10 protein-coding genes are annotated in these 14,870 nt (G+C 42.3%); 9 read left to right on the top strand and 1 reads right to left on the bottom strand.

Features of this window, described 5'->3' with window-relative positions:
- Window positions 1–73 precede the first annotated feature (73 nt).
- The 9 genes from IM797_RS03065 to IM797_RS03025 all read left to right on the top strand — a co-directional run bounded on the left by IM797_RS03065 (window position 74) and on the right by IM797_RS03025 (window position 13,665).
- Window positions 74–3,307, top strand: a complete 3,234-nt coding sequence (locus tag IM797_RS03065; protein ID WP_228098693.1) for a TonB-dependent receptor — start codon at window positions 74–76, stop codon at window positions 3,305–3,307.
- Between the two features lie 41 nt (window positions 3,308–3,348).
- Window positions 3,349–5,271, top strand: coding sequence for a RagB/SusD family nutrient uptake outer membrane protein (locus tag IM797_RS03060; protein WP_194125609.1), 1,923 nt, complete (start codon window positions 3,349–3,351; stop codon window positions 5,269–5,271).
- Window positions 5,272–5,290: 19 nt separating this feature from the next.
- Window positions 5,291–6,517, top strand: a complete 1,227-nt coding sequence (locus IM797_RS03055) for a DUF5000 domain-containing lipoprotein (protein ID WP_194125608.1) — start codon at window positions 5,291–5,293, stop codon at window positions 6,515–6,517.
- 23 nt (window positions 6,518–6,540) lie between these two features.
- Window positions 6,541–7,884: a DUF4998 domain-containing protein gene (locus IM797_RS03050; RefSeq protein WP_194125607.1), complete on the top strand. Its 1,344-nt coding sequence runs from the start codon at window positions 6,541–6,543 to the stop codon at window positions 7,882–7,884.
- Window positions 7,885–7,971: 87 nt separating this feature from the next.
- Window positions 7,972–9,774, top strand: coding sequence for a glycoside hydrolase family 9 protein (locus tag IM797_RS03045; RefSeq protein WP_194125606.1), 1,803 nt, complete (start codon window positions 7,972–7,974; stop codon window positions 9,772–9,774).
- Window positions 9,775–9,794: 20 nt separating this feature from the next.
- Entirely contained in the window at window positions 9,795–10,568 is a 774-nt protein-coding gene (locus IM797_RS03040) for a ThuA domain-containing protein (RefSeq protein WP_194125605.1), read from the top strand.
- An 8-nt stretch (window positions 10,569–10,576) separates the two neighbouring features.
- Entirely contained in the window at window positions 10,577–11,368 is a 792-nt protein-coding gene (locus IM797_RS03035; protein WP_194125604.1) for a ThuA domain-containing protein, read from the top strand.
- A gap of 10 nt (window positions 11,369–11,378) precedes the next feature.
- On the top strand, window positions 11,379–12,578 hold the full coding sequence (locus IM797_RS03030; protein ID WP_194125603.1) for a DUF5009 domain-containing protein: 1,200 nt from the start codon (window positions 11,379–11,381) through the stop codon (window positions 12,576–12,578).
- 40 nt (window positions 12,579–12,618) lie between these two features.
- Window positions 12,619–13,665 carry a glycoside hydrolase family 18 protein gene (locus IM797_RS03025; RefSeq protein WP_228098692.1) on the top strand — a complete coding sequence of 349 codons (1,047 nt, stop codon included), beginning with the start codon at window positions 12,619–12,621 and terminating at the stop codon, window positions 13,663–13,665.
- Window positions 13,666–13,713: 48 nt separating this feature from the next.
- Here the strand turns inward: IM797_RS03025 and IM797_RS03020 are convergent, their stop codons facing one another.
- Window positions 13,714–14,499 carry a ThuA domain-containing protein gene (locus IM797_RS03020; RefSeq protein ID WP_228098691.1) on the bottom strand — a complete coding sequence of 262 codons (786 nt, stop codon included), beginning with the start codon at window positions 14,497–14,499 and terminating at the stop codon, window positions 13,714–13,716.
- Window positions 14,500–14,870 lie beyond the last annotated feature (371 nt).

Genomic DNA, 14,870 nt, shown 5'->3' with positions numbered 1-14,870 from the left:
TTACAAATTATTATGAAGTTTAAATTATACCATCAATTTCAATCTCAGGTGTTAACCAATTTATCTGAAAACTATGCATAGAGATTTAAAAACGATGCTGTTATACACAGTTTACGCATCTATTTTTCTAGTGTTAACATCTCTTACTTCCCATGCCCAGGATCTTGTTAAAATCCGTGGTTCAGTTAGAGACAGTGTAGGCGCCTTGCCTGGTGCGGGTGTGTCTGTCTCAGGAACAAAAATTGCAACATCTACAGATGGTGCTGGTAATTATAAAATTGAGGCACCGAAAAGCGGGGTTTTATTAATCAGCTCGGTGGGCTATGTTACACAGAGAATCGAAATCAAAAACTTAAAAACTTCAGCCGCCGGCGATCATGTATTGAATGTACTTATGATACCAGATGCGAATTCACTGACAGAAGTCGCAGTAGTCGGTTTTGGTACGCAAAAGAAAATGACCATGGTTGGATCGGTAACCACCATTAATCCAAAAGAGCTGAAAGGCCCAACAAGCAATTTGACCCAAATGCTGGCCGGACGTCTGGCTGGGGTAATCGGGTACCAGAGTGGGGGTGAACCCGGAGCAGACAATGCCTCATTCTTTGTCCGCGGACTGGGTTCTTTTGGTGCCGGTAAGGTAGACCCGTTGATTTTGATTGACGGGGTAGAGTCTACTCAAAATGACCTGGCACGCTTACAGGCAGATGATATTGCCAGTTTTTCTGTACTGAAGGATGCTACAGCTGCTGCAGTATATGGGGCGCGTGGTGCCAATGGGATCATTCTGGTGAAAACGAAGGAAGGCGAACCAGGAAAAACGAAGTTTGCTTTCAGAACGGATCACACGGTATCCGGAAATACCGGGAACCTGAAATTTACGGATAACATCACCTATATGAACACAGCCAATGAGGCCGCATTGACCAGGAATCCGCTCAATCCACTGCCGTACTCTCAAACTAAAATTGACAGAACAGCATCTGGAACGGCCAACCCTTATTTGTACCCGGATAACGATTGGATTAAGGAGGTGATTAAGGATTACACGTATAACCAACGCTTCAATATGAGCGTTACTGGTGGAGCTGATAAAGCGAGTTATTATGTTGCCGGGACATTTAACGTGGATAATGGAATTTACAAGGTTGACAAACTGAACAACTTTAACAGTAACGTAAAGCTGATCAATTATTCGATACGATCCAATGTGACCTTAAACCTGACGCCTACAACCAGGGCCGATATTAGGGTTTATGGGCAGTTTGACGACTATAACGGGCCTCTTGGAAGTGGTAAAGATGTTTTTCAGCGTGCCATGTTCGCAAATCCGGTTAACTTTCCCATCAAATTTCCGTCATCGTATGCACCAAAAATCAAACATGTATTGTTTGGTAATGCGGTAATACAGGCTGTACCGGGGTCAATTTTAGGTGGTAATTTGTACATTAACCCTTATGCAGATCTGGTTAGTGGTTACCGTCAATCCAATAGCTCTAATTTACAACCTCAGATCGAGGTTAGCCAGGATTTGAAGCGCATACTTTCCGGCTTAAAAGCACGGTTCATGGGATATGTACAACGTAATGGTAATTATGGCGTGGCACGTGGCTATAGTCCATTTTACTATAGCGCCAATTCTATTGATGGCAGTGATATTACGCTAACCGAAATCAACAATGGCGGTCCGACGAATGTTGGCTTTCCGGGAAGCGAATATTTAAGTTATGCCGAAGGAAATAAGGACATTAAGTCGTCTCTTTATACAGAGACTGCGTTAAATTACAACCAGGTATTTAAAAAGAATACGGTGAGTGGTATGTTGGTCGGCATTTTAAGAAATTCACTTTCAGGTAATGCAGGAAGCTTACAAAACTCCCTGCCAAAACGGAATGTCGGTATATCAGGAAGGTTTACCTATGGTTATGACGACAGGTACCTGACTGAGTTCAACTTTGGTTATAACGGGACAGAGCGGTTTGATGCCAAAAACAGATTTGGATTCTTCCCTTCGATTGGTGCGGCTTATGTATTGTCCAATGAAAAGTTCTTTAAACCCCTGACTAACATCTTCAACCTGATGAAATTCAGGGCTTCATATGGACTTAATGGTAATGATCAGATTGGAAAGGATACTGACCGTTTCTTTTACCTGTCTAATGTGGATCTTACAAGGGGACCGGGAGCAACATTTGGTGAAGATCCGGCAACATCTTATTCCAGAAATGGGATCATCATCTCCAGGTATGCGAATCCTTCCATTACCTGGGAAAGATCTAAACAACTCAATTTAGGGATGGACCTTTCTGTACTGAATGCGGTAAACCTGACCATTGATGCTTATACCAAAAGGACTTCAAATATTTTACAGGTAAGAAGCGGCATTCCAAGTACAATGGGCTTACTGGCCGATGCGAGTGCGAACGTAGGCATTTCTGATAGTAAAGGTGTCGATTTTCAAGCGGATTACAGCAAGTCTTTCAACAAAGGATGGGTACAGATCAGGGGAACATTCACGTATGCTACCAATAAAATTGTAAAATATGATGAGCCTACTTACCCGGCAAATCTTGCGCATCTGTATCGCGTTGGGCATTCATCTGGTGAAATGATGGGCTATATTGCTGAACGCCTGTTTACAGATGATATTGAAGTTGCAAACTCGCCAAGTCAGGCTGCCATAGCAGGAAATGCTGCGGTAAGAGGTGGTGACATCAAGTATCGGGATGTGAATGGCGATGGTAAAATTGATGGTGACGACCGGGTGTACATGGGCTTACCAAACACACCTGAGATCACTTATGGTTTTGGATTTTCAGCATCATATGGGAATTTTGACATGAGTGCACAGATGCAGGGCAATGCCCGTATTGCTTTCTTTGTGAACAGTGGTGGTTTTAACCTGGACGATTTAAGCAAAAGTGGTATTGCACCTTTCCAACAGATCGGTGGATATCAAACCGGATTGCTGCAGGCCGTTGCCGACAACCATTGGTCTGAGGACAGTCGTAATGCTTATGCCTTTTTTCCAAGGTTAAGCAGTACGCCAACTCCTAATAACTATGTGAATTCGAGCTGGTGGTTACGTGACGGTGCTTTTTTAAGACTTCAGCAAGTGGAAATAGGTTATACGCCAAAGGCTAAATTCAGAAACCGGTTTGGTTTAAGTAACCTGCGTGTTTATGCCAGTGCAAGAAATCTTTTTGTGATGAGCAAGTTTAAATTATGGGATCCTGAAGTACGCGGAAATGGTTTGGATTATCCACTTCAACGTGTATATAATTTGGGTGTAAACATCGGGTTTTAGTCTCAGTTCATGATTTTAATATAGATAAAATGAAAAATATAATGCAATCAAAAAAACTTTGGCCATTGGTATTCGTACTCCTGTTAGCCAGTTCTTCTTGCAAAAAGTACCTGGATGTTGTTCCAGATAACGTACCTACAATCGATAATGCTTTTACCAGTAAAAATGAAGCAGAAAAGTTTTTATTTACCTGTTATTCTTATTTGCCAGCGGACGGAAGTCCGACCAGTAATCCAGGGTTTTTAGCGGGGGATGAAATGTGGATTCCAGCGAGTCGCAGGGGAACATTTGATACCGGATCGGCGCCTATGATGTGGGATATTGCACTTGGAAGGCAGAACTCGGCAAATCCTATCTACAGTCTTTGGTCCAGCAGGTATCAGGCCATCAGACAATGTAATATCTTTTTGGAAAATGTTCAGGATGAAAATAAGGTGTTTGATTTGACTTCAGATATGCGGTCAAGATGGCTTTCGGAAGTTAAAACTTTAAAGGCATTCTACAATTTCCAGCTGTTGAGAATGTATGGGCCGATACCTATTGTCGACACCAACATTGATATTGACGCACCTACATCGGAAATGATGGTGAGTAGGGCGCCTTTTGATGAGTGTGTAAACTATATCGTAAAACTGTTGGATGAAGCTACGCCTGCTTTACCTTTAGTGATTAGCGACAGGACAACAGAGCTGGGCCGGATGACACAGCCGATTGCCCTGGCAATCAAAGCTAAATTATTGGTACTGGCGGCTAGCCCGTTGTTTAATGGCAATGCAGACTATAACAGGTTGGTAAATAGAGACGGTACGCCATTGGTGAATACCGCTTTTGACAAGACGAAATGGGACCGTGCAGCTGTGGCATCCAAAGCTGCTATTGATGCCTGCGACCAGGCGGGAATCAAGTTATATACAGCAGTTCCCCTTGGTGTACTGTCTGCATTCACGAATCAGCAAATGACACTTAGAAATGTCATTTCGGAGCGATGGAATACCGAGCGGGTATGGGGCTTGTCGAACAGTACAGCTGGGCAGCTGCAAAGGGTTGCTATGGGCTGTCTGACCTCTTCATTTACACCGAACAATTCCAATGCGCAACTTGCTGCGCCGATGAAAATCGCTGATTTATTTTACACCAAAAATGGTGTTCCAATGAATGAAGACCGGTTACTCGATTTTACTGTAAAAAACGAATTGCGGACAGCTACTGCGGACGAAAGGTTTGCCATCAGTCAGTTTTATCAGACTGCCAGGGTTAATTTTGATCGCGAACCACGCTTTTACGCCGATCTTGGCTTTGACGGTGGGGTGTGGTATATGGTTGCTAATAATCCAGCCAGCCCATTGGGTAGTGATGAAGGCACATTTTACATGCAAGCCAAATTTACGCAACCGGGCAATTCAGGTGCAGAAGGATATTACAATGAAACCGGGTATTTCATTAAAAAACTTGTGGAAGCCAACCTGACCAATTCTTCAAACTCCAATACGGTAAAACCTTATGACTGGCCAGAAATCAGGCTGGCGGACTTGTACTTGCTTTATGCAGAAGCATTGAATGAATCGAAAGGACCTACAGACCCTGATATCTTTAAATACCTGGACCTCATTCGGCTGCGTGCAGGACTTGAAGGTGTAAGAGATTCCTGGACTAAATATACCAAGGATTTCGGGGCCAGGTTGGGTGATGTTGACTACGTCAGAAATATCATCAGACGGGAGCGTGGAATTGAACTTGCTTTTGAAGGAAGCCGTTTCTGGGATCTGCGCCGTTGGAAAACGGCTGCTTCTGAGCTCAATGCACCAATTACGGGTTGGACGATCAGCCAGTCATCAGCTGTTGGTTATTACCAGACACGGGTGATTTATAATCAGACGTTTATTGCTCCAAGAGATTATCTATGGCCTATACAGACCGGTGCTTTCAGAGTAAATACAAATTTAGTTCAAAATCCAGGGTGGTAATTATCTTAAATTTTAGAAAATGAAATTATTTAAATCAATTTTAATTATCGCAGTACCTGTCATGACCCTGTTTGGTAGCTGCCAAAAAGATATCATTGGTCCATTGGGGAATAATACAACCCCGCCCGGACCGGTGTCGGATGTAAAAGTCGTCAACCAATCGGGGCAGGCAACCTTGACTTATACCTTGCCTACAGACCTGGATGTTGCCTATGTGAAGGCTGAGTATACTTTGCTTTCCGGAGCCAAACGTGAAGTGAGGGCTTCATTTTATACCAGTCAAATGGTGGTTGATGGATTTGGCGACACAGAAACGCATACTGTAACCCTTTGGGCTGTGAATAAAAGTGAAGTTGCTTCAACGCCTATAACGGTTCAGGTAAAGCCTTTAGAAAATGCCATACAGATTGCTTTTAGAACCATGAAAGTTGTTCCTGCATTTGGTGGCGTAAACGTCTCTTTAAAAAATGTAGCAAGGGCCAACCTATCCATTATTCCCATGCGGCAGCAAGGATATAAAGGCTGGGTTGCTTTCGATGGTATTTACACCAATACGGATGTCATCAGTAAAAATATCAGGGGTTTAGATACGGTTCCGGTTAAGATAGCGGTGGTGATTCGTGATCGGTTTTTGAATCAGACCGACACGCTTTTTAGCACTGTTAAACCATTATTTGAGGTGCCACTGGCTAAGTCGCTCTATAAAACCATGCCGGGTATCATCTGGCCTGGAGATCAGCGGGCTAATTTTTCCAATAATGGAACCGATGCGACTGGTGTAGTTAGAATGTGGGACGGAGAAACGGTTGCATTTCCCAGCGTGGCTTATACGCCGCCTACGATCACGGATCAGGGGCCGCACTCCATTACTTTTGATTTGGGACAAACGGCACAGCTCAGTCGTTTGGTGATCTGGGATTATCCTGAAACGATCAGTGGAAGAAAAACCTATTATTACCGGGGCAACATGAAGAATTTTGAAATTTGGGGATCTGCGAATCCCAATGCTGACGGGACCTATGATAGTTGGTATAAACTTGGTACCTATCAATCGGTGAAACCATCTGGTTTGCCTTATGGAGAAGTAAGTGATGAAGATCAGGCTACAGCATCAGCAGGGTTAAGCTACGATCTGGACATTAACGTTCCTAAGCTGCGTTACCTGAGGATAAAATGTCTCAACAATTGGCAAGGCACAAATTTCCTCATGATTTCAGAGGTTCAGGCATATGGTAATCCTAAATAATTAACCCTAATTAAATGAAAATCATGAAAAATATTCTCAATATCAGGGCTTTATTGTTCCTGTTCGTCATTGGTATAGCGGTAGTGTCCTCCTGTACCAAAATGGACGATTTTAAAAAATACACTGAAGGTGGTGAAATCATTTATAGTGGCCGGGTTGATTCGCTCAAAATACGATCGGGTCTTAACCGGGTGCTGATTCAGGGGTTATTCATATCAGACAGAAAAGTAACGCTATGTAAAATTTTCTGGAACAGCCGTCAGGATTCCTTAATCGTTCCTGTGGTTAGGAAAGCTGCTGTGGATACACTCAGTAAATATGTAACCAATTTAGTTGAGGGTACTTATAACTTTGAAATTGTCACCTATGATGCAATCGGGCATCCATCGATTCCCGTAGTCAGGAGTGGTGTAAAAGTTTATGGCCCTAATTATGGTGCTTTTTTGATCAATATGCCTATTGCTGATGTTTCTCTGGACAATACCACAGCCAATATTGTCTGGGGTGGTTTGGATAAAACAAGTGGGGCTGTTTATATGGATATTCTGTATACCAATACTTCAGGAACTAAAGTCAGGGCAAAAAAGCTGGTAAACTCTTCAACAGCGCAGCTTTTAAACTACAAATACAGAAGCACATTTGATTATCGCACGGTTTATCTGCCTGATACGGCTGCTATCGATACATTTTATACTGCCTACCGGACGGTAAGTGCCAGAACAGATGTTACCGCAAGTTTTATAGACAATCCAGGGAAAATGGATCCGAAAAGCACTACCGGTACCATGTTCCAGCCGGTTAGTTTCTCGCAGGGTGCAGTTGTGGCCGGCAATACAGCGACATGGAGGAGGCTGGCCAGCTGGACCTCTAATGCCCAGGCCAATAACTGGGGAACCGCATTTGATACCTTTGGTACGTATGTGGAACGTGCTGCCGAGGGCGTAAATAACTTTGGTACCATGTCTCTGGAGGCAGGGAAAAACACCATAAATACCGCTTTAAATGTAGTAACGAACGGTAAGATTTACCAGACTAAACTATTGCCGGCAGGAGAATATAGTTTGGAAGCCAGGGTTGGTAATGTGAGTGCAAATACACCGGTTTATTTTGTTGCCAATGCAGGCAATCAACTCCCTGACGTTGCTGCATTAACTGCTAAAGCAAGTAAGGCTGTCCTTGCTGCGGCAAATGACGCTTCGTATATGCAGATTACTACGGTGGCACAAGGGTACAACATCACCATCAACTTCACGATTGAACAGCCTACCCAGGTTACTTTCGGTTTTGTTGGTACGCTTACCGGAACAGTGACTACAAATCAATTTTTAAAAATTTCTGGCGTAAGGATGAAATCACTCGCTTTTTAAAATAACGTTAATCTCAAATCGATGGTTCTGATTCCTGCAATTGTTCCTGTTTGCGGGAATCAGGACCGTTTTTAGTTAATATAAGCTATGAAGCCTAAAGTAATGATGATGTCTGCATTTGTAATATTTGCCCTTTTGACCTGGTCAAAAGCTTCCAAAGGTATTCAGGAGCTACCTCCTAAAAAGGTTCAAATATTAGTTAACCAGGTTGCCTATAATCTGAAAGCTTCTAAAGAAGCTATGGTTAAGAGCAGTATGCCATTGCAGAACAATGTAGAATTTCAAATTGTTGAAGTCAAAACGGGTAAACAGGTTTTTTCCGGAAAGGTAAGTCGGTCGGAACAAGTATTGGACTGGTCTGATCATGCCTGGTATAGTCCGATCAATTTTGCCGGTTTGATTCAAACCGGTGATTTTAAAATTCGTCTTTCTGTTGCCGGAATAAATTACGGATCTGATTCTTTTAAAATAGGGGAAGCCGCAATCGGTAAAATTTCCATTCCTGCAATTGTAAATTTCTTTTATCATCAACGGGCAAATTCTGAAGAAGAAAAGGAAGCGGATAAAGCCATCAGACTTTATGGCAGTGAGGAAACGGTTGATTTAAGTGGGGGTTGGTGTGATGCTTCAGGCGATGTCAGTAAGTACTTTTCCCATTTGGCTTATACGAATTTCATGTTGCCGCAACAGATTCCAATGGTCACCTGGTCTATGGCCAATACTGCAGAAAAGATAGCTGTTCTTTTGGAACAGATCGGAAGCAGGAAGTCACTTGTTCAGGAGGGACTATATGGCGCTGATTACCTGATGCGTTCACTTGCTAAAGAAGGCTATTTTTATATGACCGTTTTTAGTTATTTTGATAAAAATCCAAAGGCGAGAAGGGTAGTGGGCTTACTTGCGGACAGCAAGACAACAGGCGACTACCAATGTGCCTATCGGGAAGGCGGTGGAATGGCCATTGCCGCATTAGCCAGGATATCCCAATGGAAAACACATGGTGAATTTTCTTCTGAACAGTATTTGGCTGCCGCTGAACGTGCTTTTGCGCATTTGCAACAGTTTAGCATTCAATACGCCGATGATCATAAAGACAATATCATTGATGATTACTGCGCTTTAATGGCCGCTTCGGAATTGTGGAAAGCTACCGGAAAGCTGATTTATCGGAATGAAGCAAGGATCAGGGCAAAAAATCTAAACCTGCGGCTGTCCGCAACAGGATATTTTATTGCGGATGATCAGAATCGTCCGTTCTGGCATGCTGCAGATGCAGGTTTACCTGTCATTTCATTGGCCAGGTATCTGGATGTTGAAACTGATGCTAACTGCAGAAAAGTTGCTTTATTGACCATTAAAACAGCGCTTGATTATAACCTTAAGGTAACAAAAGAAGTGAACAACCCATTTGGTTATCCACGCCAAAGTTTCCTTTATAAAAATAAAGTTCAGAACGGATTCTTTATTCCGCATGAAAACGAAAGTGGCTGGTGGTGGCAAGGTGAGAATGCCCGGTTGGGTTCTTTGGCGGCGGCGGCAATTGTTGGTGGGCGTCTGGTGTATCCTGGCAAAGCTGCCTATGGTGTAAAGGCTGAACTTTCCGAATTTGCTAATCATGCGGTATCCTGGATTTTAGGATGTAATCCGTATCACATGTGTATGATGTATGGGTTCGGGCAAAACAATGTGCCTCACATGGATTCCATGTACGGGCACGGCACAGGAAAAGGGGGCATTTCGAATGGCATTACCGGAAAAGATGGTAAAGGAGATGGTTCCGGAATTGATTTTAAGGTAGTGGATGGCGGTAATGAATGGAGATGGAGCGAACAGTGGATTCCGCATACCGGATGGTTTTTACAGGCCGTAACAGCCATGTCTACAAATTAAATAGATAAAATAAATATAAAATGAAACTCAAAAGAATTAATCTCTGGTTGATGATGTTTGTCCTGCTGACATTCTCGCTAAATCTTAAAGCCATTTCAAAGCCACCTAAATTTAAGGTCCTGGTATTAACAGAAAGGGGCGGCGGACATGAAGGTTTTGTTGCTGCAGCGCTGCTGTGGCTCAATGACTTTGCTGCTAAACAGCACTTTGAAATTACGGTAATTAATCAGCCAAAGGAAGTGGATGAAGCTTATTTGTCGAATTATAAAGTCTTCATCCAATTGAACTATCCGCCTTATGCCTGGTCTGACCAGTCTAAAGTTGCATTTGAAAAATATATTGAGCAGGGAAAGGGGGGCTGGGTTGGTTTTCACCATGCAACCCTGCTTGGTGAATTTGACGGCTATCCGATGTGGAATTGGTTTTCCGGATTTATGGGCAGTATACGTTTTAAAAGTTATATCGCCGAACGTGCTTCAGGAACTGTACACGTTGAAGACAAGCGACACCCGGTTATGAAAGGACTTCCTGAATCTTTTAGTATTCCGGATGACGAATGGTATACTTTTGACAAAAGCCCAAGGCCAAATGTAAAGGTACTTGCCAACGTGGATGAAGCCAGTTATAATCCTGCTTCTGATCTAAAAATGGGTGACCACCCAGTCATTTGGAGCAATGAAAAGATGAAGGCCCGGAATGTTTATTTTTTAATGGGACATCATGCCAATTTATTAAAATCAACAGAATTTAAAACGATGTTTGGAAATGCCATTTTATGGGCATCCGGTAAATGATATACGGAATGAAAACTACTTTTAGTAAACAAATGGTCTTGAGTATTGTGCTGATTGTGTTAATCGGCACAAGCTTACAGGCACAATATCCCCGCTTTAAAGTCCTTGCATTTTACAATAAGCAGGTAGAATCGGCACATGTTGATTTTGCCAATGATGCTATAAAGTTCTTTAAAGATCTGACTATCGGGAATGGTTTTGTATTTGACCTGACTACAAATATGGATGATATGAACGATGAGAAGGTAAAGGGCTACCAACTGGTGATGATGCTCAATGACTTTCCAAATAGCCCTGCCCAAAAACAGGCTTTTCAAAAATACATGAAAAATGGCGGGGGCTGGATGGGATTTCATGTAGCTGCATATAATGACCGGAGTACCAAATGGCCATGGTTTGTTGATTTCCTGGGTGGCGGCGTGTTTTATCGTAACAATTGGCCACCATTGCCCGCAAAACTGGTCATTGATGATACCAATCATCCGATCACTATAGGTTTACCCAATACTTATATTGCTCCTGCCAACGAATGGTACCAATGGAAGCCAAGCCCGCGGGAACGTAAAAATGTAAAAGTTTTAGCGTCCTTGTCTACGGACAATTATCCCTTGGGCTTAAAGGATATTCTTCCGGACGGGGATACGCCGGTGATCTGGACCAATACCGATTACCGGATGATCTATTTGAATATGGGACACGGCGGCGAAATTTTTAAAGATGCCACGCAGAATAAACTGATTATAGCCGCTTTGCGTTGGGTAATTGCTACAGATAAAAAGGGAAATGTTTTTGAACGTTAATCGCAAATAAATGAACGAATCTCAACCAAAGATCCAAAGGATCTTATCAATTGATGTCATGAGGGGGCTAACGCTTTTCCTTATGCTTTTTGTAAATGATTTGTATGAGCGGGGCGTACCCCACTGGCTGCTCCATAGCGAAGGGGATGTGGATGGGATGGGGCTGGCAGATTGGGTTTTTCCTGGCTTTTTATTCATGGTAGGCATGTCTATACCTTATGCCATCGCTTCGCGAAAAAAACTGGGTGAGGATACTATTCAGGTTGTTACGCATATCCTGATCAGAACTTTGAGTTTGTTGCTCATTGGCGTATTGATGTTAAATGTCGGTCGGTTAAATTCAGAACTTAGTGGAATTGACCGCAACCTTTGGGCTGTATTGCTATATGTTGCTGTTTTCCTGGTTTGGAATACCTATCCTAAAAAGGAACAGAAAAAAACCGTTTACTTATTATTGAAAGGACTGGGGATAATTGGTTTACTAGCGCTGGTTATTGTTTTTAAAGCGGGTAAACCGGGGCATGTTTCCTGGTTAAAGATCGAATGGTGGGGCATTTTAGGCTTAATTGGCTGGGGCTATTTTGTAGCTGCACTTTCTTGTTTGTTTTTAAAGTCAAAATTGTGGCCAGTTGCAGGCTTATGGCTGTTTTTTATCGGCATGAACATTTGTTCGCAGTTGGGTCTGCTTGGTTGGCTTGATTTTCTGAATCCAGTATTTGGGGTGATTATTGATGGAAATGTACCCTCAATTGTATTGGCTGGCTTGACGGTGGGTTTGATGCTTGGGCAAAAAAGCTGGAGCGCTAAAAAAATAGCTTTGTGCATCGCCGCCCTGGGGCTAATATGTATAGGCTTGGGCTTCTTTTTACGTAACTGGTTTATCCTTTCTAAAATATACGGTACACCAAGCTGGGCATTGGTCTGTAACGGAATAAGTATGTTGGTTTATAGCTTGCTGTTTCTGATTGTTGACATTAAAGGTAAATTGCGTTGGGCGAGTATGTTTCAGGCTGCCGGGAAGAATTCACTCACTACTTATCTTGCTCCTGATGTCATTTATTTTATTTGCTGGGGAATGGGTTTCGAAATCTTTTTTTACAAACAAGAAGCGAGTCCGTTACTGGCAGTAGCGGGTTCTTTAGGCTGGGCAGCGGTGATGATCGGATTTTCGGTATTCCTGTCAAAAATCAACATCAGGTTGAAACTGTGAAAATAAATTGAATGATACATGTATTTAAATTAATAAACTTATGAAACCATATCACCTTATGCTCAAATCTATAAAAACGCTGTGCCTGATGCTCCTGGTCGGCACAGTTTCTTTTGCCCAAAGTTCTGGCGCTAAAAAAGAACAAAATAAAACTTCCGGAAAAGTAGCTGTGGCTTATGTAACATCCTGGACGGATGTCATGCCTGATCCGGATTACATCACCCACATCAATTATGCTTTTGGACATGTCAGTAACAGTTTTAATGGAATCCGTATTGATAATCCAGAAAGGTTGAAGAAACTTGCCGCCTTAAAAGCTACTCATCCAAAATTAAAAGTACTGATTTCGATAGGTGGCTGGGGGAGTGGCAGGTTTAGTGAAATGGCTGCATCGGAGGAGAACCGAACCGGATTTGCAAAGGATTGCCTGCGTATACTGAATGAGTTTAACCTGGATGGGATTGACATCGACTGGGAATATCCAACCAGCAAGGCGGCTAAAATATCCGCTTCTCCGGATGATACGCAAAACTATACTTTAATGATGAATGCCATTCGGAGCACCATAGGCCGCGGTAAATTGCTCACACTGGCCACATCTGCTGATGCAAAATACATCGATTTCAAATCCATTGAACCGCTGGTTGATTTTGTAAATATCATGACCTATGATATGGGAAATCCACCAAATCATCATGCAGGTTTGTTTCGCTCAAAATATACCGGAGGAATTAGTGTAGATGAGGCTGTGACGGCACATGTCAGTGCCGGAATGCCGATCAACAAACTGGTTTTGGGGATTCCATTTTATGGTCACGGTACAAATGGTATCACCAACTTTATAGACTACAAAGAGGTGCTGAAACTTAGGGGCTTTAAAACGCAATGGGATGCAGAAGCGAAAGTGCCTTTTTTAGAAAATGATAAGGGCGAATTTGTGTGCACTTATGAAAGCCCGGAATCCATAGCAATTAAATGTGAGTATCTGCTGAACCGGGGCATGCTGGGTGCCATGTATTGGGAATACGCAGGTGATACTGCAGAGGGTGTTTTGAGAAAGGCTGTGTATACAGGTCTGAATAAATAACATTTTTGAATCCGGCAGGATCCTGTTGCCTGCCGGAATGTTATTGTGCTAATTGCTTTTTTTTGTCTTGGGATCAGCCAGCCATAGAATTGAATTGATGATCATCTTATTTTGAATGTCATTGTCGAAGGTATGTGAAAGATCCTGATTGGTTTTATGCTCATAATCGATGTCGTTGTGGCCCATATTTACATAGACCATTTTATATTTTTTGTTGCTCCAAACTACTGGGTAGTAACCACTATGCCAGATCTCATAAGCTTTAGGACCAGTGCCTAAAGGAAAACTGCTGCTATCTATTGCCAGTAAAATATCAATATCGGAATTTTTACGGAGATCGTTTTGCCAGCGATACCACTCATTAGGCGAAGCCCTGAACGTTTTTGGGAGTTGTTTTGTGACCGGGTGTTTGCTGTCTTCTACACGTAAAACTGCTGATGTTGGTCGCCAGGTATTGCTACCATATGAGCCTGAACCGAGAAATTCATTATGGTACCAGTTCCAATTGTCGGGATAGCTGGATTTTGCCAGGGCAAATGCCGAGAAGTGAAAACCCAGCCAGGCGCCGCCATTTTTCATGTAGCTTTCAAAGGCCATCCTTTGTGCCTGGCTTTCTGGCCGGGTGTCAAGAAAAATTACCACCTGATAGGTAGACAGAAATTCGGCATTCATATTGTTCCAGTTGCTTGTAGAATCATAACTGAAATGATATTTGGCGGCAATTTCAGGAAACCATTGGTTGGCCTCATGTACATAACTGATGTGTGCCTGATCATTTTTTGCGGTATAAAAGGCAATTACTTTAAATCCTGATTTTGACGGTTTTTGTGCCATTGCGGTGTAGCAAAAAAATCCACAGCAAAGTAAAATCATTTTTTTTTTAATAAGATATTCATGGTTTATCAGGTTGAAAAGATGTTTGTTAACCAAATATAAAATCTTTGGGCATATAAATCTGACGATCTGCATGCAACTGCCTTTTTGCTAGTTTAAAAAAGGTTTTTTTTAGTTTTAATGCGGTTTTTTTTGATAATATTTAATGTTTTTTAAGCGTATCAGGGTCAAATGAGCAAACTCCCTAAATCCGTCATAATCAATATATACGCAGATTTATACCTGTGTGTAAAACGTATTGTGTTTTTATGTAATCTATTGTTTGTCAGATTATTATAATATTTTTTGCTTTTTCTTATCACATAAATCAA

It is taken from the genome of Pedobacter sp. MC2016-24, from assembly GCF_015223055.1.
Taxonomy (GTDB): domain Bacteria; phylum Bacteroidota; class Bacteroidia; order Sphingobacteriales; family Sphingobacteriaceae; genus Pedobacter.
The sequence above is the reverse complement of the archived record's forward strand: the minus strand, read 5'-3'. Positions and strand labels throughout refer to the sequence as shown.